The sequence below is a fragment of the Tabrizicola thermarum genome, assembly GCF_003574395.1.
GTDB classification, from domain to species: Bacteria; Pseudomonadota; Alphaproteobacteria; order Rhodobacterales; family Rhodobacteraceae; genus Tabrizicola; species Tabrizicola thermarum.
The window spans coordinates 85,208-109,415 of sequence record NZ_QMJY01000083.1 but is presented as its reverse complement, the minus strand read 5'-3'; the positions used below and the strand labels follow the sequence as shown (position 1 = coordinate 109,415).

The window sequence follows — 24,208 nt, the reverse complement described above, 5'->3', positions numbered from 1 at the left end:
CGGCTCTCCTGCCAGAGCGCGCCTGCGGGCGCGCTCTTTCAGTTGCAGGTGACCAGCCGGGTGAATGCCTGCGCAACCTCGGCCAGCTCTTCCGGCGGCAAGGGCGCGCCTGCCGGCTCTACCACCGGATCGACCCCGTTCTGCGCAAGGAACAGTTTTGCAATCTCGCCCCGGATCGCGAAATTCACGTTCTGCGGCACCGTATCATAGGTCTTCATCGCATAGCTGTCGCTCAGCCGCGCGACCACGACGCCGACGACCTGCCCTGCCCCGTTCAGGACCGGCCCCCCGGAATTGCCCGGCTGCACCGGGGCCGAGATCTGCATGTTGATCCCGTCGCCGCCGATCCCCTTCAGACTGGTCACCGCCCCTCGCGTGATGTTCAGCCCGCCCAGCAGTTCGGGCAGGGGATAGCCCGCCACGGTGACATCGGAATTCAGTCGCGCCGGGTCCTGTGCAAAGGGGGCGGGTGCATGGCCGACCAGACCCTCGGCCCGCAACAAGGCAAGATCGAACACCTTGTCCTCGGCAATCACCCGCGCCGCCTGGCCATCGATCGACAAACGCGCGCATGCGGCGATGACATGTCGATTTGTCAGCACATCGCCGCTTGCCGTGACCAGAAAGCCGGTGCCATAACCTGCGGCAGGAACGACTTCGGGCGCCTGCGCCACCTGACTGTCCGGTGTCTGGGACGCTGCGGGCGGCTCCAGCAGCGCGGCCAGGGTGGCGATCCCGTCCACAAGTTTGCCCGGCGAAACCCCGATGGCCGGGGCATAGCCCGGCGCGATGCTGCCGGTGATCGCCGCAAAGGCCCCCGCATCCCGGTCCGTGCCGGACAGCATGATCGTGGACCAGGCGCCCCGGCGATAATCCGATCGCGTGTAAAGGCTTGTCCCGTCCCCGCGCCGCCCCGAGGTGATCCAGACGGTCGGACGTCGCACCCTGTAGACCTCGACCATTGAATTGTCTTCCGTGAACTGGTGCAACTGCACGGTGCCCGTCGGCCCCTGCACGGTCAGCGAATAGCCGATGGAGCGGCCACGGACGTCGAAATTCAGAAAGACATCAGACCGGCCACCTTCGCCCAGCACCTTCGTGGGCACCAGAAAGGACAGATCGAGATCGGCATTGTACTGTCGCTCCCAGCCTTCCTTGTCGAGGGCCTTGAAGGCCTCCATGGCCGCAAGGACGGCATCGGCATTGGTAACAGGCCTTGTCCCGCCTTCGGCCAGGGTGAACCGCTCCAGCGCCCGCTGGCTACCGGGCCCCCAGGCCCCGTCGATCATGCCGTTGTAGACCCCGGCAAAGGCCAGCCCGGCCTGGAGAAAGCGCTTCTCCTGATCCGTCAGCCAGCGCGCATCGAAGTCCTCAGCCAGCTGCTCGGTCGTGAAGGCCCAGGCGCAAGCGGGATAGAGAATGAGCCAGAAGATCAGTACAGCGCGCATGAAAGCCTTCCATCAGGTCGGGACATTGAAGATCCCGACGGCACGCCGGTCAAGCCATGTGTCGCTGGCCCAAAGCGGGTCTCCTAGCCCGCGAAGGCTCCGGTCCAGATCATGCCAAGACCCATCAGACCCAGCCCCGTCCCGATCATCAGCAGTCCCTCCGACAGCCGCGACCAGCGCAGGTCCGGGGCGGGGCGCGCTTCGGGTTCAGTCTCGACTCCGATCAGCCGCAAAGCGCCGCGCAGCAGGGGCACGCGCAGCCCGAACCGCTTCAGCGCCACGCCGATGCCGGCTCCCAGCACCGCGTTGCGCAACAGGCGCGTGACTTCGTTGACCCCGCTTGCCTGCACCAGCGCGCCCGACAGCAGCATCATCGGGATCGCCGCATAGGCCACCCAGCGCCTGCGCTCCTCGCCCAGCCAGCCGTCGACCAGCCATTCCGTCCCGAAGACCGTCGCCAGGACCACCGCTAACGAAATGACCGCAGGCATCGTCCCTCCACCCGGTTCCGGTGCCGGACCTTACGGCATCGACATTCCGCTGGCAGGTCAGCAATTCCCGCCCCACCCTGCATGGACCAGACCTTACCAAATCCCTAATGCCCACAACCAACCGCTTGAAATCCCGTGAGCCGCCAACCTGTCCACGCGTGGACACCCTACCCCATGAACTCCACCGACAGCACCGTCGGCAGATGCTTTGCGACCTCCTCCCAGGTCTCCCCCTCGTCCCGGCTAAGAAACACCGACCCCGAGTTCGTCCCGAACGCCACCCCGCCGTCGCAGGCGGCCATCCCCTGCCGCAGCACCGTGAAGAAGCAGTCCCGCTCCGGCAGCCCCGCGCCCTTACCCGCCCAGGTCTCGCCGCCGTCCTCGGTCCTCCAGACCAGCGCCCGCGCCCCCACCGGATAGCGCCCCTCGTTGTCGCCGTTCAGCGGGAAGACCCAGAACACCCCCGGCTTCGAAGGATGCGCCGCCACCGGAAAGCCGAAGGTCGAGGGCAGCCCCTCCGTCACCTCCTCCCACACCGCGCCGCCATCCCGGCTCCGGTAGACCCCCTGGTGGTTCTGCATGTAGATGAGCCCCTCGGCCGCCCCGAAGGCCAGGTTGTGGACGCAGGAGAAGATCTCGTCCTCGGCCCGGAACTCCACCCCATCCCCCCAATCCCGCGCCAGCGCCCCCGCCGGCCCCGGCCGGTTCCCCCGCCGGTTCCGCATGATCCAGCTCATGCCCCCGTCGCGGCTTTCGAACACGCCCGCTGCCGAGATCCCGACCCAGATCCCCCCCTTCTGATCGGCCAGAATGGTGTGCAACGTCAGCCCCGCCGCCCCCGGCATCCACTGATCCGCCCCCGGCTGATCCGTCAGAGCCTCCAGCCGCCGCCAACTCGCCCCCCCATCCACGCTTTCATACAGATAGGCCGGCTTCGACCCCGCCAGCACCCGCTCCCGGTCGTAACAGACCGACCACAGCTGCTCCGCCCCCTCGAACGGCCCCGTCGACACGCTCCACTCACCCCCCGATCGCCGCCACACCCCCGCGCCGTGCCAGCCGCTGCCTCCGGCCGCCAGGATCTCTCCCCCGCGCCCGATCGCATGGTTGATCGGCCAGCCCTCGCAGAACGGCCCCTCGACCCGACCGCCCGCCAGCACGAACAGCCCCTTCGTCGTCCCGACCAGTATCTCCATCGCCGCCTCCTCCGCGTGACGCCCTCAGCCTACGCCCCTTCCGCCACATTGCACGGCCGAATTTCCTGACCATCTGGACAAACTTCGCCCGACCCCGCTTACTCCGCGCCAAAGGAGTCACCCATGCCCCGCAAGATCATCATCGACACCGACCCCGGCCAGGACGACGCCGTCGCCATCCTTCTCGCCCTCGCGAGCCCGGAACTGGAGGTCCTTGCGCTGACCGCCGTCGCCGGGAACGTGCCCCTTGCCCTCACGCAAAGGAACGCCCGCCAGATCGTCGAACTGGCCGGCCGCCAAACCCCCGTCCACGCCGGCTGCGACGCGCCGATGAAACGCAAGCTCGTCACCGCCGAATATGTCCACGGCAAGACCGGCCTCGACGGCATCCCGCTGCCCGAGCCGACCCTGCCGCTCCACCCCCAGCATGCCGTCGACGCGATCATCGAGGCCCTGCGCGCCCACCCCCCCGGCACCATCACCCTCTGCCCGCTCGGGCCCCTGACCAACATCGCCACCGCCTTCCGGCGCGCCCCCGACATCATCCCCCGTGTGGCTGAGATCGTGCTGATGGGCGGCGCCTATTTCGAGGTCGGCAACGTCACCCCCGCGGCCGAGTTCAACATCTACGTCGACCCGGAAGCCGCTGAAATCGTGTTCAAATCCGGCGTGCCGCTGGTGGTGATGCCGCTTGACGTCACCCACAAGGCCCTGACCAGCCGCGAGTGGGTGGAGGAGATGCGCGCCCTCGGCACCCCCGTCGGCCAGGCCGTCGCCTCCTGGACCGATTTCTTCGAACGCTTCGACACCGCGAAATACGGGTCAGCGGGAGCCCCCCTGCACGACCCCTGCGTGATCGCCTACCTTCTGGAGCCCGCCCTCTTCACCGGCCGCCATGTGAACGTGGAGATCGAGACGGTCTCCGAGCTCACCCTCGGCATGACCGTCGCCGACTGGTGGCGGGTGACGGACCGAGAGCCCAACGCGATGTTCATGGGCAGCGTGGACCGGGACGGGTTCTACCGGCTGTTGACGGAGCGGTTGGGGAGGTTGTGAGACATGCTGGACTGGCTCAGGCGACGGTTCCGACTGACGAAGGCTTCAGCCCAACCCGAGACAGATCAGGCGCCCCTGCGCGGTGGCGGCAATACGGATGCATCGTCGAGCGTCCTTTCCCCGCTGCGCGCCCGTCTTTTGTCATATGACAGGAAGATCTCTGAGGGCTTCTGCCTCCCGGCCACCGACATCTAATCCATGCCGGTTGCCGATCTTGTCGGAATGCTGCTGATGATCCGCTTGAACCGTGCGGCAGAGCGCAAGGGATACAGTCTGTTCGTAGGCGACAACCGTGGCTGCCGGATGCTTGCAGTCCTGTCTGCCTGCGCGCTGCAAGCGGGAGCAGTTGCAGCTGTGACCCTTATGCGGGCCGAACAATCGCTGAAGATTGCGCCAGAGGCGCTCCGCGATGCCGTTCTGACGTTCGCGGCTGTGTCTGGCCGGGCTGAGGAAGCGGACTGGCGCGTTGCTTTCTCGGACACCTTCGCAAGGGCCAGCGGGGAACTGCAACGCGCGGCAGCTGCCACGGGTGGTCCCGAAGCCGATTTCTCCGGGCTTCTCGCCTCTCTTGGAATGCTTGAGGTCCAATCCTTCGCAATCGGGTCAGAGCAGGATCGGAAACTCGACAGAATCGCAGACGCGATCGTCCAACTGTCAGACCGGCCGTAGGGTGCGCATTCATGGCGCACCATCGACGTCAGCCACAAGCGCCATGCTGACCGCTCCTTCAGGACCAACGTCGCCCAAAAGGTGCGCCCTGTATGCGCACCCCACGTGGTCAACCCCCTAACAAACCCCTAACGCCCACAGCCAACCCCTTGAAATCCTTACCATCCAAATCAGCGCCGCGCGCGGCGCGGAGTCCCTTGCGGCCCCCGTCATCCCAGCGGCAGCACCACCTGGAACCGGCTCCCCCGACCCTTCTCGCTCTCGATCCGCAGCCACCCCCGGTGCCGGCTCACGATGTGCTTCACGATGGCCAGCCCCAGCCCCGTCCCCCCCATCTCCCGGCTCCGGTGGGTGTCCACCCGGTAGAACCGCTCGGTCAGGCGGGGGATGTGGACCGGGTCGATCCCCTCGCCCTCGTCGGCCACCTCCACCCGCACCGCCGGCCCCCGCACCGTCTCCTCCGGGGTCAGCGAGACCCGCACCGCCTGCCCCGCCGCCCCGTATTTAAGCGCGTTCTCGACCAGGTTCGTGAAGACCTGCACCAGTTGGTCCCGGTCCCCCGGCACCGTTGCGGGCTCTCCGGTCAGAACGACCGAATCCCCCGTCTTCTCCGCCATCCCCCGCAGGCTGGAGATCACCCCCTCCAGCACCCCGCGCAGCTCTACCCGGTCGCGCGGACGCACCCTTTCTTCCGCCTCGACCCGGCTCAGCTGCAACAGATCCCCCACCAGCCGGTTCATCCGCCCCGCCTCGGCCTCCATGATGCCCAGGAACATCTCCCGCGCGCGGGGGTCATCCTTCGCGGCGTGCTTCAAGGTCTCGATGAAGCCCATCAGCGCGGTCAGCGGCGTGCGCAGCTCGTGGCTGACGTTGGCCACGAAGTCGCGCCGCATCTCTCCCGCCCTTTCCTCCTCGGTCACGTCGCGGAAGACGACCAGCACCAGCCCCTCGCCCAAGGCCGAGACGGTGACCTGGAACACCTGCTCCTGCCCCTCTCGACGCTGGATCATCCGGGCCTCTTGCGGCGGGCGGTCCGGCGAGGCCGCGGCCAGGGCCTCAAGCACTGTCGGGGCGCGGACCGCGATGGCCGGGTGGCGGCCCACCATCCCCTCGCCCAGAAGGGCCACGGCGGGCGCATTGCAGGCCTCCACCCGCTCGCCGTCCCGCACCAGCATCGCGGGCAGCGGCAGGCCCGCCAGAAGTCGGGAAATCTGGAACTCTGTCATTCTGGCATCACTCCCCGGCAGCAGTCCCGCCGCGTCTTGTCTTGCGTCGGAATACCAGTAAATTCCCCGCAGTAAATGTAATGCGGTGCGGATCCGGCCCTTTCCCGGAACAATGTCGGCGCCGCAAAGCCTTCTACAGCGATTGGCGGCCCCCAACCTGGAACGAGCTGGCGATATGTCGCGGAAGCTGAGATGTCTGGTTATCGGGATTCCGGAGGCGAGGGCAGCCGAAGGAAGCCTGCGGCCCGAAGAGTTCGCCTCGATCGACCTGTCCGCCTTCGAGGAGGTCCTTCCTCTGCCCCCGACGCTGGAACTGGTGGTGACGCCGCTGTTCTGCATGGGCTTCGACGCGCTCGAGATCATCGAGCGGCTGGGCGCGCAGGACTACCGCAAGGTGCTGCGCGTGGTGGCGCCCAAGCTGCCGAACCGGCAGGTCGTCCTGCGCGAATTGCGCAGCCATGCGGCGCGGCAGGGCATCACCATCGAACTGATCGAAGAAGGCTGACCCCGGTCAGATCCGGGTCAGGCCGGCGCGGAAGCGGCGGGCGTTTTCCTGATAGCTCGCAGCCGAGGCCAGCAGCCGCGCCCGCGCGCTCTCGTCCAACTGGCGCACGACCTTGCCGGGCGCGCCCATCACCAGGCTGCCGTCGGGGATCTCCTTGCCCTCGGTAATCAGCGCGCAGGCGCCGATCAGACAGCCCCTGCCGATCTTCGCGCCGTTCAGGACCGTGGCCCCCATCCCGATCAGCGTGCCCTCGCCGATGGTGCAGCCGTGCAGCATCGCCTTGTGGCCGATGGTGCAGTTCGCGCCGATGGTCAGCGGATAGCCCATGTCGGTGTGCAGGACCGCGTTTTCCTGCACGTTCGTCCCCGCGCCGACCCGGATCTCCTCGTTGTCGCCGCGCAGCACCGCGCCGAACCAGATCGAGGCCTCGGCCTCGACCACCACTTTGCCCAAGAGAACGGCCGTATCCGATACCCAGGCCGAGGGGGCGATCTGCGGCGCAAGACCGTCAAGCGAGTAGATCATCGGGCTTCGAACTCCTCGTTCAGTTTGCGGACGAAGGCAGAAAGCTGCGGCTGGCGTTCGCGTTTCAGCCGCTCGGCGGTGAGGATGGTCTTGAGCCTGTCGAACGTGACCGCAAGGTCGTCGTTCACCAGCACATAGTCGTATTCCGCCCAATGGCTGATCTCGTCGCGGCTTTTCGCCATGCGCGCCGCGATCACCTCTTCGCTGTCCTGGGCGCGGGCGCGCAGGCGGCGGTCAAGCTCGGCGATGGAGGGCGGCAGGATGAAGATCGACACCACATCGCCGCGCATCGCCTGTTTCACCTGCTGGCCGCCCTGCCAGTCGATGTCGAAGACGATGTCGGTGCCCGCCTGCATCGCGGCCTCGACCGGCGCGCGGGGGCTGCCGTAGAAATTGCCGAAGACCTCGGCATGTTCCAGCATCTGGCCCTGGTCGACCATCGCCTGGAATTCCTCGCGCGAGCGGAAATAGTATTCGCGGCCGTCCACTTCCCCGGGTCGGGGCTTGCGCGTCGTGGCCGAGATGGAAAACCGCATCGTCGGGTCCCACTCCATCAGCATCCGGGACAGCGTCGACTTTCCCGCACCCGAGGGCGAGGAAAGGATCAGAAGAAGCCCGCGCCGATGGGAGGTGGGGGTCATGCGTCATTCCACATTCTGGACCTGCTCGCGCATCTGATCGATCACGGTTTTCAGGTCAAGGCCGATCCGGGTCAGGGCCAGCGACTGCGCCTTGGAGCACAGGGTGTTCGCCTCGCGCATGAATTCCTGCATCAGGAAATCCAGCCTGCGCCCGACCGAGCCTGCCTCGGCCAGATGGCCCCGGGCGGCGTCGACATGGGCCGAGAGGCGGTCAAGTTCCTCGGTCACGTCGGTCTTGACGGCCAGCAGGGCAAGCTCTTGCGCCAGTCGCGTCTCGTCGACCGCCTCGGTGGCGGACAGCACGCGGGCAAGGGCTTCGCGCAGCGCCTCGGCCTGAGTGGTGGCACGGGTGGCGGTTTCGGCCTTCGCTGCGGCGGTCAGGCTGGCGATCCGGTCCAGCTGCGCCGACAGGACGCCCGCAAGGGCGGCGCCTTCGGTCGCGCGCATGGCCGCGAAATCGGCCAGCAGGCCCGCGAGATCGGCCAGAAGAGCCGTTCGCAGCGGGGCGGTGTCGGTCTCTTGCCCCGCCTGGTCGATCACGCCGCGCAGGGTCAGGACATCCGCCCCGGTAGGCTGGCGCAGCGTCACGCCTGCCGCCATCGCCGCCGCCTCGACCCGCCCCAGCGCCGCCAGCGCCGCAGCCAGCGCCGTCTCGTTCAGACGGAACCCGGCCTCTTCGCGCGCGTCGTCCTGCGTGACCCTCAGCGTCAGACTGACATTGCCGCGCGTGATCGCCCTTTGCAGCTCTGCCCGGACCGCCGCTTCCAGCCCGTCGATCCAGTCGGGCACCCGCAGCCGCAGGTCCAGCCCCTTGCCGTTCACCGACCGCAGGTCCCAGACCCAGGCATAGCCTGCCCCAGACCCCCGCCGCGCGGCGAAGCCTGTCATCGAGATCATGCGGTCCTTTCTGCGCCCCGGCCCGAAACCGAAGGCGCGATGTTTACCATTTGATTAGATTTTCGACCGAATCCAACCGATCCGGGGTATCTTGCCTTCATCGCGCGGCGGGCAGAGGCCCCGCAAGGGGCGTGTTGCAGGAAACGGAGACAAAGATGACCCTGGGATTTCTCGACCGGCTCCGGCAACCGTCTCGCCCCGCCCTTCCGCCTGTCCCCCCGGGCCTGTCGCAGACCCGCGCCTACTGGGAGGGGTTGCGCCAGGGCGCCGCGCTGCCCCAACGCAAGGCCGTCGATCCGCGTGGGCTGGTCGGAGTGCTGGACCGCGTCTTTCTTGCCGACCGCATCGGTCGCGGCATCGCCCGGATCCGCATCGCGGGCTCGGGCCTGACCGATTTTGCCGGGCTCGACATCCGCGGCCTGCCGCTCAGCTGCCTCTTCGCGCCCGAGTCACGGGGGCCGCTGGCCGAGACGCTGGAAAAGGTTTTCACCGGCCCGGCCCTGGCCGAGATCGACCTCGCCTCGGACCGCGCGCCGGGATGGGGGGCGGTGGCGCGGCTTCTGCTTCTGCCGCTCGATGACGAGACAGGCGGGCGCCTGGTGCTGGGCGTGATGGGATTTGCCGAACCGGCCCCCTCGCGCTGCAAACTGCAAATCCTGTCGCGGCGCGAAGAGGCCCTGCGCATCGCCCCGCCGCCGACCGTCGAACCCGCCCCGGCCGCAGCCCCCCTGCGGCGCAAGGGCCATCTGGCCCTGGTGCACAGCGCGGAATGAAAAACGGCGGGGCTGCACCCCGCCGTTTCCTTGTCTTCCAAAACCAGGTCAGAGCGCGATGCGGCGCGCGGCCTCGCGCTGCGAGGACAGCTCCTCGGCCACCAAGAACGCCAGTTCCAGCGACTGGCTGGCGTTCAGCCGCGGGTCGCAGGCTGTGTGATAGCGGTCCGCCAGGTTCTCGTCCGACACCGCGCGCAGGCCGCCGGTGCATTCGGTCACGTCCTGCCCCGTCATCTCGAAATGCACGCCGCCGGGGATCGTGCCTTCCGCCTTGTGGATGGCGAAGAACTCGCGCACCTCTCGCAGCACGCTGTCGAAGGGCCGCGTCTTGTAGCCCGAGGCCGCCTTGATCGTATTGCCGTGCATCGGGTCGCAGGACCAGACCACATTGGCCCCTTCCTCGCGCACCGTCCTGATCAGGCGCGGCAGATGATCGCCGACCTTGCCCGCCCCGAACCGCGCGATCAGGGTCAGCCGGCCCGGCTCGTTTTCCGGGTTCAGCTTGGCCATCAGGACCTTCAGATCCTCCGCCGTGGTCGAGGGCCCGCATTTCAGCCCGATCGGGTTCAGCACGCCCCGGCAGAACTCGACATGCGCGCCATCGGGCTGCCGCGTGCGGTCGCCGATCCAGATCATGTGACCCGATCCCGCCACCGGCTGGCCGGTGATCGAATCCACCCGGCACAGCGCCTCTTCATATTCCAGCAGCAGCGCCTCGTGGCTGGTGTAGAAGTCCACCCGCGCCAGTTCGTTCGCGGTGTCGCTGTTGACCCCGGCCGCGTTCATGAAGTCCAGCGCGTCGGAAATGCGGTTCGCCATCTCGCGGTACCGCTCGGCCTTGTCATGTTCGGCAAAGCCCAGCGTCCAGGAATGGACCCGGTGGATGTCGGCGAAACCGCCTGTCGAGAAGGCGCGCAGCAGGTTCAGGCTGGCCGCCGCCTGGGTATAGGCCTGCAACATGCGGTTCGGATCGGGGATCCGCGCCTCGGGCGTGGGCTCGAAGCCGTTGATGATGTCGCCCTTGTAGCTGGGCAGCTCCACCCCGCCCACGACCTCGGTCGGGGCCGAGCGCGGCTTGGCGAACTGGCCCGCCATCCGGCCCACCTTGATGACCGGCACCTTGGCGGCATAGGTCAGCACCACCGCCATCTGGAGCATGACGCGGAAAGTGTCGCGGATGTTGTCGGCCGAAAACTCGGCGAAACTTTCCGCGCAATCGCCGCCCTGCAAGAGGAACGCCTTGCCTTCCCCGGCCAGGGCCAGATGCTTCTTCAGCCGCCGCGCCTCGCCGGCAAAGACCAGCGGCGGGTATTTCGACAACTTCGCCTCGACCGCTTGCAGCGCCGCCTGATCGGGATAATCCGGCATCTGGACCCGCGGCTTTGCGCGCCATGCCGATTTCGTCCATCCCTTGGTCATCGTCCCACTCCGGTCCCTTGGCAGATCGGGCTGCGGTATACGCCCCCGTTTCCGCCTTTGCAAAGGGCGATTGGGCGAAAACCACTGCTTTCGGCCCTTGCGGCTGGCCTGAAATTGGGTTTCGATGGCTTGCAAACGACATATTCAGGTCGCAGACATGACGCTCGCGCCGCGCAAGGCCACCCAGACGCAGAAGTCCTCTTCCGCAAGGCGGTTCGTCTTCGTGCTTCTGGACAGGTTCACGATGATCTCCTTTGCCGGGGCCATCGAACCCCTGCGGCTGGCCAACCGGGTTGCGGGCGAGACGCTTTACACTTGGGTGCTGGCTGGAGAAGGGACCGAGAAGACCTGTTCCAACGGCGCGACCTTCCGGCTGGACATCGGGCTTGAGGAGATGGACCGCGAGGACACGATCCTTGTCTGCGGCGGTCTCGACATCCAGCGCACCACGACCAAGGGCGTGGTGAACTGGCTGCGGCGCGAGGCGCGGCGTGGCGTGACCATCGGCGGCATCTGCACCGGGGGCCACGCGCTGGCCAAGGCGGGTCTGCTGGATGGGAAGAAGGCGACGATCCACTGGGAAAACCAGGACGGTTTCGCCGAGGAATTCGAGGATGTGAAGCTGACCAAGTCGGTCTATGTGATGGACGGCAACCGCTGGACGACGGCGGGGGGGATTTCCTCCATAGACCTGATGCTGAAGATCATCGCCGCCGACCATGGCGAGGATCTGGCCAATACCGTGGCCGACCAGCTGATCTATTCGACGATCCGCACCGATCAGGACACCCAGCGGCTGTCGATTCCGACCCGGATCGGCGTGCGGCACCCGAAGCTCTCCCAGGTGATCCAGATGATGGAGGGCAACATCGAAGACCCGATGTCGCCCGCCGATCTGGCCGAGGAAGTGGGCATGTCCACCCGCCAGCTGGAACGGCTGTTCCGCCGCTATCTGAACCGCAGCCCCAAGCGTTATTACATGGAGCTGCGCCTGCAGAAGGCGCGGAACCTGTTGATGCAGACCGACATGAGCGTCATCAACGTGGCGCTGGCCTGCGGTTTCGCCTCGCCGTCGCATTTCTCGAAGTGCTATCGCAGCCACTATCACACCACGCCCTACCGCGAGCGCGGCACGCAAGGCATACCCGGTGCCGCGCCAGTCAGGCTGTCGATCTGACGGCTGTGGGCAAAGGTTAAGGCCGGGTAAACTCCCACAGCCAACCCATTGAAATCTATGGCATCGCAAACTGCGCCGCGCGCGGCGCTACTCTGCCGGGACCATCCGGTAGACCGCCCCGTCATAGACCGACAGGAACCAGATCGCCCCGTCCGGCCCCTCGACCACGTCCCTGACCCGGCCTGTCTCCGGCGCTGTGATCCGTTCCTCGGCAAAGCCGGTCTCGGCGGGGGTGTCCGGGTCGAGCCGCCCCAGGAAGTCGCTGTTCAACGAGCCGAACAGGATGTCCCCCCGCCACTGCGGGATCAGCCTGCCCGAGTAGACGACCAGCCCCGATGGCGCGATCGAGGGGTCCCAGTAGTGCAGCGGTTGCTCCATCCCCGGCTTCTCGGTCCCCTCGCCGATCTTACCCCCGCCGTAGTTCTCGCCATAGCTGATGACAGGCCAGCCGTAGTTCTTCCCGGCCTCGGGCGCGTTCAACTCGTCCCCACCCTGCGCGCCATGTTCGACCGTCAGCAGCCGCCCCTCCAGGTCCAGCGCCGCCCCCTGGATGTTCCGGTGCCCGCGCGAGAAGGCGCCGGGCAGCCATCCGTCCAGCGCGATCCCGGCGCTGCCATCGCGGTCGAGAAGGATCACCTTGCCGACCGAGACCCGCGGGTCCTGCGCCTCCATCCCGTCTGGTCCGGTCCCCCGATCCCCGGTGGTCAGCGCGATGCGGCCGTCCGGCAGTTCCACCAGCCGCGACCCGAAATGACGGCCCCCGGGAAAGGCGTCGCCGGTGAAGACGGTCTCGAACCCCTCCAGTCGCGTCGCGTCCCGGGACAACCGCCCCCGCCCCGCCGCCGTCGCTGCCCCGCTGCCGACGGGGGCGGCGAAGCTGAGCCAGATCTGGCGGCTGGCCGCGAAATCGCCTGGCACCAGAACGTCCAGCAGGCCCCCCTGACCTGCGGAGAACACCTCGGGAAGCCCGGCGACAGCCTGCGGCACGCCGTCGCGGACCAGAAGCAGGCGTCCCTCCCGCTCTGTCACCAGAAGCGACCCGTCCGTCAGGAAGTCGATCGCCCAGGGCTCTTCCAGACCCTGCAGCACGGACGTGACCTCAAGCCGCCCCGCACTGGTCTCGACCTCTCCTGCGGCGGCAAGTCGGGGGAATGCGGTCAGAGCCGCAGTCAGCCAGAAGTGTCGTCGCATAATCGCCTCCATTCAACGGGATTGCCAGACGGGCCGACAATGGCGCACCCAACCAAATCTAGGGCGCTGGCGGGAGATGTCGATCAGGATCCTGATACCATGTCGACTGTGTGTCGACAAAATGGGACTTCCCTTTTGAATAGCGGCGCACTACGGTCTGCTCGGGATTTCGATCCAACATGGGAGACACAACAAATGAAGAAACTTCTGCTGGCCGCTTCGGCCTGCGCGCTGATGGCTGGTGCTGCGGCGGCCGAGGATGTGAAGATCGGCATCCTGATCGGCTTCACCGGCCCCATCGAATCGCTGACCTCGCACATGGCCAATGCCGCCGAGGCCGCGATGGCCGAGGTGAACGCGTCGGGCAAGGCGAAGAACACCTACACGTCGGTCCGGGGCGACTCGACCTGCACCGATGCGGCGGCGGCCACCGCAGCGGCGGAACGCATGATCACCGCGGAAGGCGTCAAGGGCATCGTCGGCGCCGACTGCTCGGGCGTGACCCGCGCGGTGCTGACCAACGTCGCCATGCCGAACGGCATCGTGATGGTCTCGCCCTCGGCCACCTCGCCCGCTCTGACCAATGACCCGGACAACGGCCTGTTCTTCCGCACCGCGCCTTCGGACGCGCGGGAAGGCGAAGTCATGGCGGACATCCTGACCGAGAAGGGCGTGAAGTCGATCGCGCTGACCTACTCGAACAGCGACTACGGCAAGGGTCTGGCGGAAGCCATCGCCAATGCCTTCACCGCCAAGGGCGGCGTCGTGACGATCAACGCCGCGCATGACGACGGAAAGGCCGACTATTCGGCCGAGGTCGCGGCCCTCGCGGCGGCCGGCGGCGACCTTCTGGTCGTGGCGGGCTATCTGGACCAGGGCGGCAAGGGCATCATCCAGGCTTCGCTTGACAGCGGTGCGTTCACGACCTTCGGCCTGCCGGGCGGCATGGTGGGCGACAGCCTGCCTGCGGCCATCGGCCCGGCGCTGGACGGCTCTTACGGTCAGGTCGCCCAGTCCGACAGCCCCGGCGCTGCGATTCTGGTCGACATGGGCAAGAAGAACGACCCGGCTTTCGACGCGACCTCGCCCTACACGCCGGAAAGCTATGACGCTGCGGCTCTGGTCATGCTGGCGATGGAGGCTTCGGGCTCCACCGACCCGAACGTCTACAAGGACAAGATCATGGAGATCGCCAACGGGCCGGCTGACGGGTCGGGCGTCAAGATCCTTCCGGGCGAGCTGGGCAAGGCGCTGGAGCTGATCGCAGCGGGCAAGGCCATCGACTACGATGGTGCCTCGGGTGTGACGCTGATCGGGCCGGGTGAATCGGCCGGGCGCTACAAGCAGTTCGAAGTGAAGGGCGGCAAGTACGAAACCGTCCAGTTCCGCTGATCGGATCCTGACACGGCAGTTGCAATGGCACGGCCCGGGCGATAAGCCCGGGCCGTCGCACAAGGACAAGGCCGCCCGACCGGGCAACCGGAAACGAGGCAGCGCCACCACAGGGGATGACGATGATCAGGGTCGAGAAGCTGCACAAGCATTTCGGCGGCTTTCATGCCGTTGACGGCGCTTCGCTGGAGATCAGGACCGGCACGATCACCGGCCTGATCGGGCCGAACGGCGCGGGCAAGACCACGCTGTTCAACGTGATCGCCGGCCGCTATCAGCCGACCTCCGGCCATGTCTACATGGATGGCGAGGACATCACCGGCCTGCCGCCGCACAAGCTGTTCGACAAGGGCCTGTTGCGCACCTTCCAGATCGCGCATGAGTTCGGCAGCATGACCGTGCGCGAGAACCTGATGATGGTGCCGCCCCGCCAGACCGGGGAAAAGCTGTGGAACGCGATCTTCTCGCGCGGGGCCGTGGCCGAGGAAGAGGAACGCATCCGCGCCAAGGCCGACGAGGTGCTGGAATTCCTGACGATCAGCCACATTGCCGACCAGAAGGCCGGGATGATCTCGGGCGGGCAGAAGAAGCTGGTGGAACTGGGCCGCACGATGATGGTCGATGCCAAGATCGTCTTCCTGGACGAGGTCGGCGCTGGCGTGAACCGGACGCTGCTGAACACTATCGGCGATGCCATCGTGCGGCTGAACAAGGAGCGCGGCTACACCTTCTGCGTGATCGAGCACGACATGGATTTCATCGGCCGCCTCTGCGACCCGGTGATCGTGATGGCCGAAGGAAAGGTGCTGGCGGAAGGCTCGGTCGATCAGGTCAAGAACGACGAACGCGTGATCGAGGCCTATCTGGGCCGGGGCCTGAAGAACAAGCTGAAAGAGGAAGCCGCCCATGGCTGAGCCGTTCCTGATCGGCGAGAACATGACCGGCGGCTATGGCGCGGTCGACATCCTGCACGACTGCACGCTGGCGGTGGAGCCGGGCGAGATCGCGGTCATCGTCGGGCCGAACGGCGCGGGCAAATCGACGGCGATGAAGGCGGTCTTCGGAATGCTGCGCCTGCGCCAGGGCGCGGTCCGGCTGGCGGGCGAGGACATCACCGGCCTCACGCCGCAGGCGCGCGTGCGCAAGGGCATGGGCTTCGTGCCGCAGACCCACAACATCTTCACCGGCATGACGGTCGAGGAGAACCTGGAAATGGGCGCCTTCATCCGCGAGGACGAGGGCATCAGGGGCACGATGGAGCAGATCTACGATCTGTTCCCGATCTTGCGCCAGAAGCGGTTCCAGAAGGCCGGAGAGCTTTCGGGCGGCCAGCGCCAGCAGGTGGCCGTGGGCCGCGCGCTGATGACGCAGCCCAAGGTCCTGATGCTGGACGAACCCACGGCGGGGGTCAGTCCCATCGTCATGGACGAGCTGTTCGACCGGATCATCGAGATCGCGCGGACCGGGATTTCCATCCTGATGGTGGAACAGAACGCCCGCCAGGCGCTGGAGATCGCCGACAAGGGCTATGTCCTGGTGCAGGGCCGCAACCGTTACACCGACACCGGGGCGGCGCTGCTGGCCGATCCTGACGTGCGCAAGTCGTTCCTCGGGGGCTGAGCCATGGACATCCTCAACGCCCTTGTGGCCTTTCTCAACTTCGTCGTGGTGCCGGGGCTGGCCTATGGCAGCCAGCTTGCCTTGGGCGCGCTTGGGATCACGCTGATCTTCAGCGTGCTGCGGTTTTCCAACTTTGCCCACGGCGACACGATGGCCTTCGGCACCGCCTTCGTCATCCTGTTCACCTGGTGGTTCCAGTCCATGGGCATCACGGCGGGCCCCCTGCCCACCGCGCTTCTGGCCCTGCCGCTGGGGATCCTCGTGACCGTGGCGATGGTGCTGGCCACCGACCGGATGGTCTATCGGTTCTACCGCAAGCAGCGCGCCAAGCCGATCATCGTGGTCATCGTCTCGACCGGCGTGATGTTCGTGATGAACGGCCTGGTGCGCATGATCATCGGCACCTCCGAGCAGAACTTCACCGATGGCGCGCGGATGATGCTGAATCCGCAGGACTTCAAGGCCGCAACCGGGCTGGCGGAACCCCTGGCGATCAAGACCACCCAGGCGCTGTCGCTGGGGGCGGCGGTGATCTGCTGTGCGCTGCTGTTCTGGTTCCTGCAACGGACCCGGACCGGCAAGTCGATGCGCGCCTATTCCGACAACGAGGACCTGGCACTCCTGTCCGGCATCAACCCCGAGCGGGTGGTGCGGATCACCTGGATCATCGCGGGCGCGCTGGCCTGCATCGCGGGGACGCTGTACGGCCTGGACAAGTCCTACCGCGGGGTCGTGTATTTCAGCCTTCTGATGCCGATGTTCGCCGCCGCCATCGTCGGGGGCCTCGGCTCGCCGCTGGGGGCCGTCGTGGGCAGCTTCATCGTCGCGTTTTCCGAACTGATCGTCACCAGTGCCTGGAAGAAGATCTTCGGCTATCTCTTCCCGCCTGAATGGCTGGGCGACGGGCTCTATCAGGCGCTGTCGACCGACTACAAGGTCGCGGTCAGCTTCGGGATCCTGATCATCGTGCTGCTTATCCGCCCGCAGGGCATCTACGGAGGCAAGTGACATGGCCCGATACCGCAACCTCTGGCTTTTCGCGGGTGTGGCGCTGCTGTTCATCCTGACCGGCGCGCTGCAAAGCTGGAACCTGTCGCTGAACATCCTGAACCTGGCGCTTCTTTCGGCGATCATGGCGATCGGGGTGAACATCCAGTGGGGCTATGCGGGCCTCTTTTCGACCGGGATCGTCGGCTCGGTCGCGCTGGGGGGGCTGGCGGTGGTGCTGGTGTCGTCCAAGCCGGTGCCCGAGGGCTGGGCCGCCGGTGGCCCGCGCATCTTTGGCGCGCTTCTCTTCGGGGCGCTGGCGATCGCGCTGGCCGTGTGGCTGTACCGCAAGCTGAAGCCGGGGGCGGCCCGCACTCTGGCGCTGACCCTGTTCCTGATCGTCGCCTTCTTCATCTACCGCATGATCCTTGACCCGGCCGTCCTCGCTGTCGAGGCGAACAACCCCGCCCAGGCGGGCAACATCGGCGGGCTTGGTCTGAATTCGCTGCTGGCCTGGCCCGTGGGCGCAGCCCTCGCCGCCGCCGCCGCCTGGGTGATCGGCAAGATCGCCCTGGGTCTGCGTGAGGACTACCTGGCCATCGCCACCCTCGGGATTGCCGAGATCATCGTCACCGTGATGCGCAACGAGGACTGGCTGGACCGCGGGGTCAAGAACCTGATCGACCTGCCCCGCCCCTGGCCCGTGCCCAAGGAAATCGACCTTCAGACCAACCCGGCCTTCCTGGAGCCGGTCGCCAGCCTGGGACTGGACCCGGTGACAGCCTCGACGATCATGGTGAAGCTGCTCTATGCCACCATGTTCGGGCTGGTGCTGCTCTTGCTGGTCTGGGGCTGCGAACGCGCGCTGAACAGCCCCTGGGGCCGCATGGTCCGTGCGATCCGCGACAACGAGATTTCTGCCGCCGCGATGGGCAAGGACGTGAAGTTCCGCCATCTGCAGATCTTCATCATCGGATCGGCCGTGGTGGGCCTGGCCGGCGCCATGATGACCTCGATGGAAGGCCAGCTGACCCCCCCGTCCTACCTGCCCTTGCGCTTCACCTTCCTGATCTGGGTGATGGTGATCGTCGGCGGCTCGGGCAACAACTGGGGGGCGATCCTTGGTGGCTTGCTGATCGGCTGGCTCTATCTCGCCGTCGAATTCCTCGGGCCGCACCTGATGGAGGTGCTGACCTCGGGTCTGCCCGCCGGGGCGCTGAAGGACCATCTCAAGGACACGGCGGCGCATATGCGTCTTCTGACGCTGGGTGTCGTCCTTCTGCTGGTTCTGCGGTTTGCCCCAAAGGGCCTGATCCCCGAAAAATGACCCCTTGGCAGGCGGGCGCCTGGCCCGGCTGCGACATTCCTTGTCGCAAATTCTCATGAACTGGCTCCCCCACCCCGCCATGGTGCGGAAAAGCGGAACCAGGAGAGTCTTGCGATGAAAACCCATGCGCGCGTGGTGGTGATTGGCGGCGGCGTCGTCGGCTGTTCGGTCCTGTATCACCTGACCAAGCTCGGCTGGTCGGACGTGATGCTGATCGAACGGTCGGAGCTGACTTCGGGCTCCACCTGGCACGCGGCGGGCGGGTTCCACACCATCAACGGCGACACCAACATGGCGGCGCTGCAGGGCTATACCATCCGGCTCTACAAGGAGCTGGAGGCGATCACCGGCATGTCCTGCGGGCTGCACCATGTGGGCGGCGTGACGCTGGCCGACAACGAGGCGCGGTTCGAGATGCTGAAGGCCGAACGCGCCAAGCATCGCTACATGGGGCTGGATACCGAAATCCTGTCGCCGGCCGAGATCACCAAGCTGACCGATGGCCTGGTGAACGTCGATGGCATCCTGGGCGGGCTTTACGACCCGCTGGACGGCCACCTTGACCCCTCGGGCACGACCCACGCCTATGCCAAGGCCGCGCGGATGGGGGGCGCCGAGATCGTGCTGCACAACCGGGTGCTGGAGACCAATCCGACGAAGGACGGCTGGGAGGTCGTGACCGAAAAGGGCACCGTCCACTGCGAGCATCTGGTGAACGCGGGCGGGCTCTGGGCGCGGGAAATTGGCGCAATGGCGGGGGTTTATCTGCCTTTGTTGCCAATGGCGCACCAATACCTCGTCACCGACGACATCCCCGAGATCATGGAGATCCTGAAAGCCGGCCGCGAGTTCCCGCATGTGATGGACCCCGGCGGCGAAAGCTATCTGCGGCAGGAGGGTCGCGGCCTCTGCATCGGCTTCTACGAAAAGCCATGCGAGCCCTGGTCGGTGGACGGCACGCCCTGGGATTTCGGGCATGAGCTGCTGAACGAACAGTTCGACAAGATCGAGGATTCGGTCAACTTCGCCTACCGCCGCTTCCCGGTGCTGGAACGGTCGGGCGTCAAGCGGGTGATCCACGGGCCTTTCACCTTTGCCCCCGACGGCAACCCGCTGATCGGGCCGGTCCCGGGCCTGCGCAACTACTGGTCGGCCTGCGCGGTGATGGCAGGGTTCTCTCAGGGCGGGGGCATGGGCCTTGCTCTGGCGCAATGGATGATCCATGGCGAGGTGGAACGCGACCCGCGCGGCTTCGACGTGGCGCGCTTCGGCAACTGGACCAGCCCCGGCTACACCGTGCCGAAGGTGATCGAGAACTATCAGATGCGCTTCAGCGTCTCCTACCCGAATGAGGAACGCCCCGCCGCCCGCCCCTTCCGCACCACGCCGATGTATCAGGTCTTCGACCAGATGAATGCGGTCTGGGGCCAGCAATACGGGTTGGAGGTGGTGAACTACCACGCCCTGCCCGGCGAGCCGCGCTACGAGACGCCGACCTTCAAACGCTCCAACGCCTGGGAGGCGACGCGTCAGGAAGTGCTGGCGGTGCGCGAAGGCGTCGGGATCAACGAGGTGCAGAATTTCGGCAAGTATCTGGTCAGGGGCGCGGGCGCGCGGGCCTGGCTGGACCGGATCATGGCCGGCCGCATCCCGCAGCCGGGGCGGTTGGCGTTGACGCCGATGTTGGCCCATTCCGGCAGGATCATCGGCGACTTCACCGTGTCCTGCCTGTCGGAGACCGAGTTCCAGCTGACCGCCAGCTACGGCGCCCAAGGCTGGCACATGCGCTGGTTCGAACAGCATGAAGAACCGGGTGTAACCATCGAAAACATCTCGGATTCCCGCTCCGGTTTCCAGATCGCCGGACCCTGGGCGCGCGAGCTTCTGTCGCGCGTCACCCGGTCGGATGTCAGCGCCCAGGCGTTCCGCTTCATGGACGTGCGCCGCATGACCGTCGGCATGGCCAACTGCATCGTCCAGCGTGTGAGTTATACTGGCGACCTCGGCTATGAGATTTTCACCGACCATATGTCGGTGCGGCATCTGTGGGACGTGCTGTCTGCTGCGGGCAAGGACCTTGGCCTGCGCCCCTTCGGCATGCGGGCGATGATGTCGCTGCGGCTGGACAAGTGGTTCGGATCCTGGGGCCGCGAGTTCAGCCCCGACTACACGCCTGCGGAAACCGGCCTTGACCGGTTCATCAGCTGGAACAAGCCGGCCGACTGGATCGGCAAGGAAGCCGCGTTGAAGGAGAAGGCCGAAGGTCCGAAGCGCAAGCTGGTTTCGATGATCGTCGATGCCAGGGATGCCGACGTGGTAGCCTGGGAGCCGATCTGGCTGGACGGTGCAGTCGTGGGCTGGTGCACCAGCGGTGGCTACAGCCACTGGACCGGCAAGTCGGTGGCGCAGGGTTTCATCCCGGCAGATCGCGTCACGGACGGCCTGGCGCTGGAGGTCGAAATCCTGGGCGAGCGCCGTCCCGCCCGGGTGCATCTGGCGCCCCTGTGGGACGATGGTGGCAGGATGCGCGGCTGACGGGCGGCTTGACAGCAGGGCGGTCCCGACCAAGCATCGCGCCCATGCGCCCGACTGTGCACATCCTGATCCTCGCCGCCGGCGCCTCGTCGCGGATGCGGGGGGTGGACAAGCTGGTGCAACCCATCGGCGGGACCCCGATCCTGCGGCGCGTAACTGAAACGGCGCTGGCCACCGGATCGCCGGTCACCATAGCCCTGCCCCCTGAGGCAGAGGCGCGTCGGGAGGTGTTGCACGGGCTCACCGTCGGGACGATCGAGGTGCCCGATGCGCAGCTGGGCATGTCGCGGTCGCTTGTGCGGGGGGTTGCGGCGGTCAGCACGGCAGCAGACGGCACGGAGGACGGGCTGATGGTGCTGCCCGCTGACATGCCGGGCTTTACCCCGGCAGCGCTGACAAGGCTGGTGGACCGCTTTCAGGACAGCCCGCAGCGGATCTGGCGCGGTAGCACCGAGGACGGCCGGGCGGGCCATCCGATCATCTTTCCGCGCGATCTTTGGCCCGATCTTGCCTGCGTGACCGGGGACGAGGGCGGCCGCTCGGTCCTGCGCGCCCATCAGGAGCGGGTTTCCGCCCTGACCTTGCCGGGACAGATGGCGATCCTTGACCTTGACACGCCGGAAGACTGGGCGGCCTATCTGGGCCACCTGCCCTGATCAGTGCGAGATCAGCACCCGCGCCTCGTGCGCTTTCAGCGACAGACGGGCGGACGGAAAAGCATCCGCGTTGTCCGCAAGCTGCGGGAAAAGCTCCAGCACCTCGTCCCTCGTCGCCTGATCCAGCGCCGACAGCGTCCGCTCGGCCGGTTGGAAACTTTCGGTCCAGAGCCCGTCCGACAGCACGATCTCGTGCCGGTCGAACAGGATGTGGACGTAGGTCACCCCTTCGGCGGGCACCGCGCGCGTCACTTCGGCCAGGCCGACCAGGTGCTTGGCAGGAACCAGAACCTCGCTTTCGCCAAAATACAGCTCGGCCCGCGCACCTTCGATCAGCACCCGATGCTGGGGCGAGACCAGCATCGACCGCTCCGGCCCGGCAGCCCCAAGCGCCCCCGAAGCGATGCGCACGGGTTGCAGATGCGGATTGGCCATCAGGTCATGACAGGACAGTCTGCGCTGTCCCACCCAGCGCAAGGGTTGCATGCCGTTGTCACGCGTCAGCACCATCGCACCCGGGCGCAGGTCTTCGACGGCGACCGGTCCGGCTTCGGTCATGATCTTCGTGCCGGAAGTGAAGCAGACGATGACGACACGCTCGATATCGAAGAAGTTCAGCGTGCCGACGACGGTGACACCGTCCGGCCCGTAGAAGATAAGCGTGCCGTTTTCGCCGTTCAGGGGGTCGTAGTTGATGTCGAACCGCGCCCAGCCGAATCCGGTGATGTCGACGGTCAGGCTGTCGTTGTCAGTCCCGCCGTCGCCGCCGTAGATCAGTTCACCAAGGGCAACATCGTTGCGTGCCGGGTTTCCGGCGTAGGCGGCGTTGAAACCCACGAAGAAGGTGTCTTCGTCATCTCCGCCATAGAGGACGTCTCTGCCCGCGTCACCATAAAGCACGTCCCGTCCGGTTCCGCCAAAGACCGTGTCGTTGCCATCCCCGCCGAACAGCAGGTCGTTTCCGGCATCCCCGGACAAGAGGTCGTTCCCGGCGTCGCCATAAAGAGTGTCGGCGTCATTGCCACCGTAAAGCGAGTCGTTGTCGGTCCCGCCGTAAAGCAGATCACGCCCGGCATCGCCGTAGACAAGATCGTCGCCCGTTCCGCCCTGGACGGTATCATTGTCCGCCCCGCCGTAGAGCGAGTCCGGCCCGCCCAGGCCGGAAATCAGATCGTCGCCCGCGCCGCCGTAGATGATGTTCGTGTAGGCGTCTGACGGATCGAAGCTGAAGCTGTTGAACCCGGTCAGGGTATCGTTGAACTTGGACCCGATGATGCCGTCCACGCCCAACCCGGTGTCTCCGGCGGCCGTGCCGAAAAGGCCAGCCAGCACGCCATCGTTGCCGCCGCTGCTGAGGGTGACGTTGACCCCCACGTCCGAGTCGCTGTAATCGGCGAAATCCAGGCCCTGTCCGCCGTTCAGGACATCGGCCCCGAACCCGCTGCGCAGCGTATCGTCGCCGGTGTCGCCGAAGAGGAAATCGACCCCGTCGCCGCCAAGCAGAAAATCGTTTCCGGCGCCACCGTAAAGAAGGTCCGCATCGTTTCCGCCGTAGATCAGATCGTCGTCGGCCCCGCCGAACAGGGTGTCATTGCCCAGGTCTCCGGACAGCGTGTCGTTGCCGGCATCGCCGTACAGGACGTCCAGATCGTTGCCGCCGAACAGCTGATCGCCGTCATTGCCGCCGAACAGAGTGTCGTTTCCGACCCCGCCGAACAGGTTGTCCAGGCCATCCCCGCCATACAGCCGGTCTGCCCCTGCATCACCATAAAGCGTGTCGTTGCCCGCATCACCGTACAGACTGTCGTCGGCATCCCCGCCAAAAAGCAGGTCCGCGTCCGCGCCACCGTATAGCGTGTCGATCCCGGCGTCGCCATAAAGCGTGTCGTTGCCGGCATCGCCGAAAAGAAGGTCAAGATCGTTGCCGCCGAACAGCTGGTCGCCATCATTGCCGCCGTACAGCGTCTCGTTGCCGACCCCACCGAACAGGCTGTCTAGACCATCCCCGCCATACAGCCGGTCAGCCCCCGCGTCGCCGTACAGCGTATCGCTTCCGGCATCACCGTAAAGCGTGTCGCCTGCGTCCCCGCCATAGATCCGGTCGCCGTCGTTACCACCGTAAAGCGTGTCGATGCCCGAACCGCCGAACAGCGTGTCGAGACCATCGTTGCCGTAGACAAGGTCTGCCCCCGCTCCACCATAGATCGTGTCGTTCCCCGTCAGGCCACGCAGCGTATCGTCGCCACCGCCACTGCCCGTCAGAGCACCGCCATAGATCACATCGTTGAAGTCGGGATTGCCCACTCCATCGCCGACAATGCTATCGCTGGCGGTATTCGATCCGGTTAGCGTCGCCATTCTCGTCGTCCCTCTGCCTCAACAGCGTGGCCTAGCCCTGGTTTTTGTCCATTTTCAGGCCTGATTGCGCATATCTATGGCATGGTGCCGCGCATCGGTCCATCAATGGTGGCTGTTGT

The 24,208-nt window shown here is 66.3% G+C and carries 22 protein-coding genes; 12 read left to right on the top strand and 10 right to left on the bottom strand.

The window, feature by feature from the left end:
• Positions 1 to 38: 38 nt before the first annotated feature.
• The 3 genes from D5084_RS16840 to D5084_RS16830 all read right to left on the bottom strand — a co-directional run bounded on the left by D5084_RS16840 (position 39) and on the right by D5084_RS16830 (position 3,135).
• The gene (locus D5084_RS16840; protein ID WP_128516670.1) at positions 39 to 1,448 is read right to left on the bottom strand and encodes a S1 family peptidase; all 1,410 of its coding nucleotides are present in this window, start codon (positions 1,446 to 1,448) and stop codon (positions 39 to 41) included.
• Positions 1,449 to 1,531: 83 nt separating this feature from the next.
• Positions 1,532 to 1,939 (bottom strand): hypothetical protein, encoded by a 408-nt coding sequence (locus D5084_RS16835; protein WP_128516669.1) that lies wholly within the window; start codon positions 1,937 to 1,939, stop codon positions 1,532 to 1,534.
• A 167-nt stretch (positions 1,940 to 2,106) separates the two neighbouring features.
• Positions 2,107 to 3,135, bottom strand: a complete 1,029-nt coding sequence (locus D5084_RS16830) for a WD40/YVTN/BNR-like repeat-containing protein (RefSeq protein ID WP_128516668.1) — start codon at positions 3,133 to 3,135, stop codon at positions 2,107 to 2,109.
• A 123-nt stretch (positions 3,136 to 3,258) separates the two neighbouring features.
• Here D5084_RS16830 and D5084_RS16825 point away from each other — a divergent pair, with 123 nt between their 5' ends.
• Together D5084_RS16825 and D5084_RS16820 are read left to right on the top strand one after the other, a co-directional pair.
• Positions 3,259 to 4,191, top strand: coding sequence for a nucleoside hydrolase (locus D5084_RS16825; RefSeq protein ID WP_128516667.1), 933 nt, complete (start codon positions 3,259 to 3,261; stop codon positions 4,189 to 4,191).
• A 222-nt stretch (positions 4,192 to 4,413) separates the two neighbouring features.
• Complete coding sequence (locus tag D5084_RS16820; RefSeq protein ID WP_128516666.1) at positions 4,414 to 4,860, top strand: hypothetical protein; 447 nt, start codon at positions 4,414 to 4,416, stop codon at positions 4,858 to 4,860.
• 209 nt (positions 4,861 to 5,069) lie between these two features.
• Here D5084_RS16820 and D5084_RS16815 read toward each other — a convergent pair whose 3' ends face one another.
• Positions 5,070 to 6,086 carry a sensor histidine kinase gene (locus D5084_RS16815; protein ID WP_128516665.1) on the bottom strand — a complete coding sequence of 339 codons (1,017 nt, stop codon included), beginning with the start codon at positions 6,084 to 6,086 and terminating at the stop codon, positions 5,070 to 5,072.
• Between the two features lie 175 nt (positions 6,087 to 6,261).
• Between D5084_RS16815 and D5084_RS16810 the strand changes: the two genes are divergently transcribed.
• On the top strand, positions 6,262 to 6,591 hold the full coding sequence (locus tag D5084_RS16810) for a hypothetical protein (protein ID WP_128516664.1): 330 nt from the start codon (positions 6,262 to 6,264) through the stop codon (positions 6,589 to 6,591).
• Between the two features lie 6 nt (positions 6,592 to 6,597).
• Here D5084_RS16810 and D5084_RS16805 read toward each other — a convergent pair whose 3' ends face one another.
• Genes D5084_RS16805 through D5084_RS16795 form a run of 3 tightly spaced genes read right to left on the bottom strand, consistent with a single transcriptional unit; the run spans position 6,598 to position 8,654 of the window.
• Positions 6,598 to 7,116 (bottom strand): gamma carbonic anhydrase family protein, encoded by a 519-nt coding sequence (locus D5084_RS16805; RefSeq protein WP_128516663.1) that lies wholly within the window; start codon positions 7,114 to 7,116, stop codon positions 6,598 to 6,600.
• Entirely contained in the window at positions 7,113 to 7,757 is a 645-nt protein-coding gene (gene gmk / locus D5084_RS16800) for a guanylate kinase (RefSeq protein WP_128516662.1), read from the bottom strand. Before gmk ends, D5084_RS16805 begins: the two co-directional genes overlap by 4 nt.
• 3 nt (positions 7,758 to 7,760) lie before the next feature.
• The gene (locus D5084_RS16795; RefSeq protein ID WP_128516661.1) at positions 7,761 to 8,654 is read right to left on the bottom strand and encodes a YicC/YloC family endoribonuclease; all 894 of its coding nucleotides are present in this window, start codon (positions 8,652 to 8,654) and stop codon (positions 7,761 to 7,763) included.
• A 155-nt stretch (positions 8,655 to 8,809) separates the two neighbouring features.
• On the opposite strand from D5084_RS16795, the gene D5084_RS16790 reads away from it, so the two are divergent.
• Positions 8,810 to 9,427 carry a PAS domain-containing protein gene (locus D5084_RS16790; RefSeq protein WP_128516660.1) on the top strand — a complete coding sequence of 206 codons (618 nt, stop codon included), beginning with the start codon at positions 8,810 to 8,812 and terminating at the stop codon, positions 9,425 to 9,427.
• A 48-nt stretch (positions 9,428 to 9,475) separates the two neighbouring features.
• On the opposite strand, the gene D5084_RS16785 is transcribed toward D5084_RS16790, so the two are convergent.
• A complete protein-coding gene (locus D5084_RS16785; protein ID WP_128516659.1) occupies positions 9,476 to 10,846 on the bottom strand; it encodes a class II 3-deoxy-7-phosphoheptulonate synthase in 1,371 nt (456 codons plus the stop codon).
• A 157-nt stretch (positions 10,847 to 11,003) separates the two neighbouring features.
• Between D5084_RS16785 and D5084_RS16780 the strand changes: the two genes are divergently transcribed.
• Complete coding sequence (locus D5084_RS16780; protein WP_128516658.1) at positions 11,004 to 12,023, top strand: GlxA family transcriptional regulator; 1,020 nt, start codon at positions 11,004 to 11,006, stop codon at positions 12,021 to 12,023.
• An 87-nt stretch (positions 12,024 to 12,110) separates the two neighbouring features.
• Here D5084_RS16780 and D5084_RS16775 read toward each other — a convergent pair whose 3' ends face one another.
• On the bottom strand, positions 12,111 to 13,214 hold the full coding sequence (locus tag D5084_RS16775; protein ID WP_128516657.1) for a PQQ-dependent sugar dehydrogenase: 1,104 nt from the start codon (positions 13,212 to 13,214) through the stop codon (positions 12,111 to 12,113).
• Between the two features lie 195 nt (positions 13,215 to 13,409).
• Between D5084_RS16775 and D5084_RS16770 the strand changes: the two genes are divergently transcribed.
• From D5084_RS16770 to D5084_RS16740, 7 genes are all read left to right on the top strand, one after another.
• Complete coding sequence (locus D5084_RS16770) at positions 13,410 to 14,606, top strand: ABC transporter substrate-binding protein (protein ID WP_128516656.1); 1,197 nt, start codon at positions 13,410 to 13,412, stop codon at positions 14,604 to 14,606.
• A gap of 122 nt (positions 14,607 to 14,728) precedes the next feature.
• Positions 14,729 to 15,520: an ABC transporter ATP-binding protein gene (locus tag D5084_RS16765; RefSeq protein ID WP_128516924.1), complete on the top strand. Its 792-nt coding sequence runs from the start codon at positions 14,729 to 14,731 to the stop codon at positions 15,518 to 15,520.
• Positions 15,513 to 16,226, top strand: a complete 714-nt coding sequence (locus D5084_RS16760) for an ABC transporter ATP-binding protein (RefSeq protein WP_128516655.1) — start codon at positions 15,513 to 15,515, stop codon at positions 16,224 to 16,226. Before D5084_RS16765 ends, D5084_RS16760 begins: the two co-directional genes overlap by 8 nt.
• A gap of 3 nt (positions 16,227 to 16,229) precedes the next feature.
• Entirely contained in the window at positions 16,230 to 17,234 is a 1,005-nt protein-coding gene (locus tag D5084_RS16755) for a branched-chain amino acid ABC transporter permease (RefSeq protein WP_128516654.1), read from the top strand.
• A gap of 1 nt (position 17,235) precedes the next feature.
• On the top strand, positions 17,236 to 18,540 hold the full coding sequence (locus D5084_RS16750) for a branched-chain amino acid ABC transporter permease (protein ID WP_128516653.1): 1,305 nt from the start codon (positions 17,236 to 17,238) through the stop codon (positions 18,538 to 18,540).
• A 114-nt stretch (positions 18,541 to 18,654) separates the two neighbouring features.
• A complete protein-coding gene (locus tag D5084_RS16745) occupies positions 18,655 to 21,075 on the top strand; it encodes a GcvT family protein (protein WP_128516652.1) in 2,421 nt (806 codons plus the stop codon).
• A 44-nt stretch (positions 21,076 to 21,119) separates the two neighbouring features.
• Positions 21,120 to 21,731, top strand: coding sequence for a nucleotidyltransferase family protein (locus D5084_RS16740; RefSeq protein ID WP_128516651.1), 612 nt, complete (start codon positions 21,120 to 21,122; stop codon positions 21,729 to 21,731).
• On the opposite strand, the gene D5084_RS16735 is transcribed toward D5084_RS16740, so the two are convergent.
• Positions 21,732 to 24,089: a Hint domain-containing protein gene (locus D5084_RS16735; protein ID WP_128516650.1), complete on the bottom strand. Its 2,358-nt coding sequence runs from the start codon at positions 24,087 to 24,089 to the stop codon at positions 21,732 to 21,734.
• Positions 24,090 to 24,208: the final 119 nt, after the last annotated feature.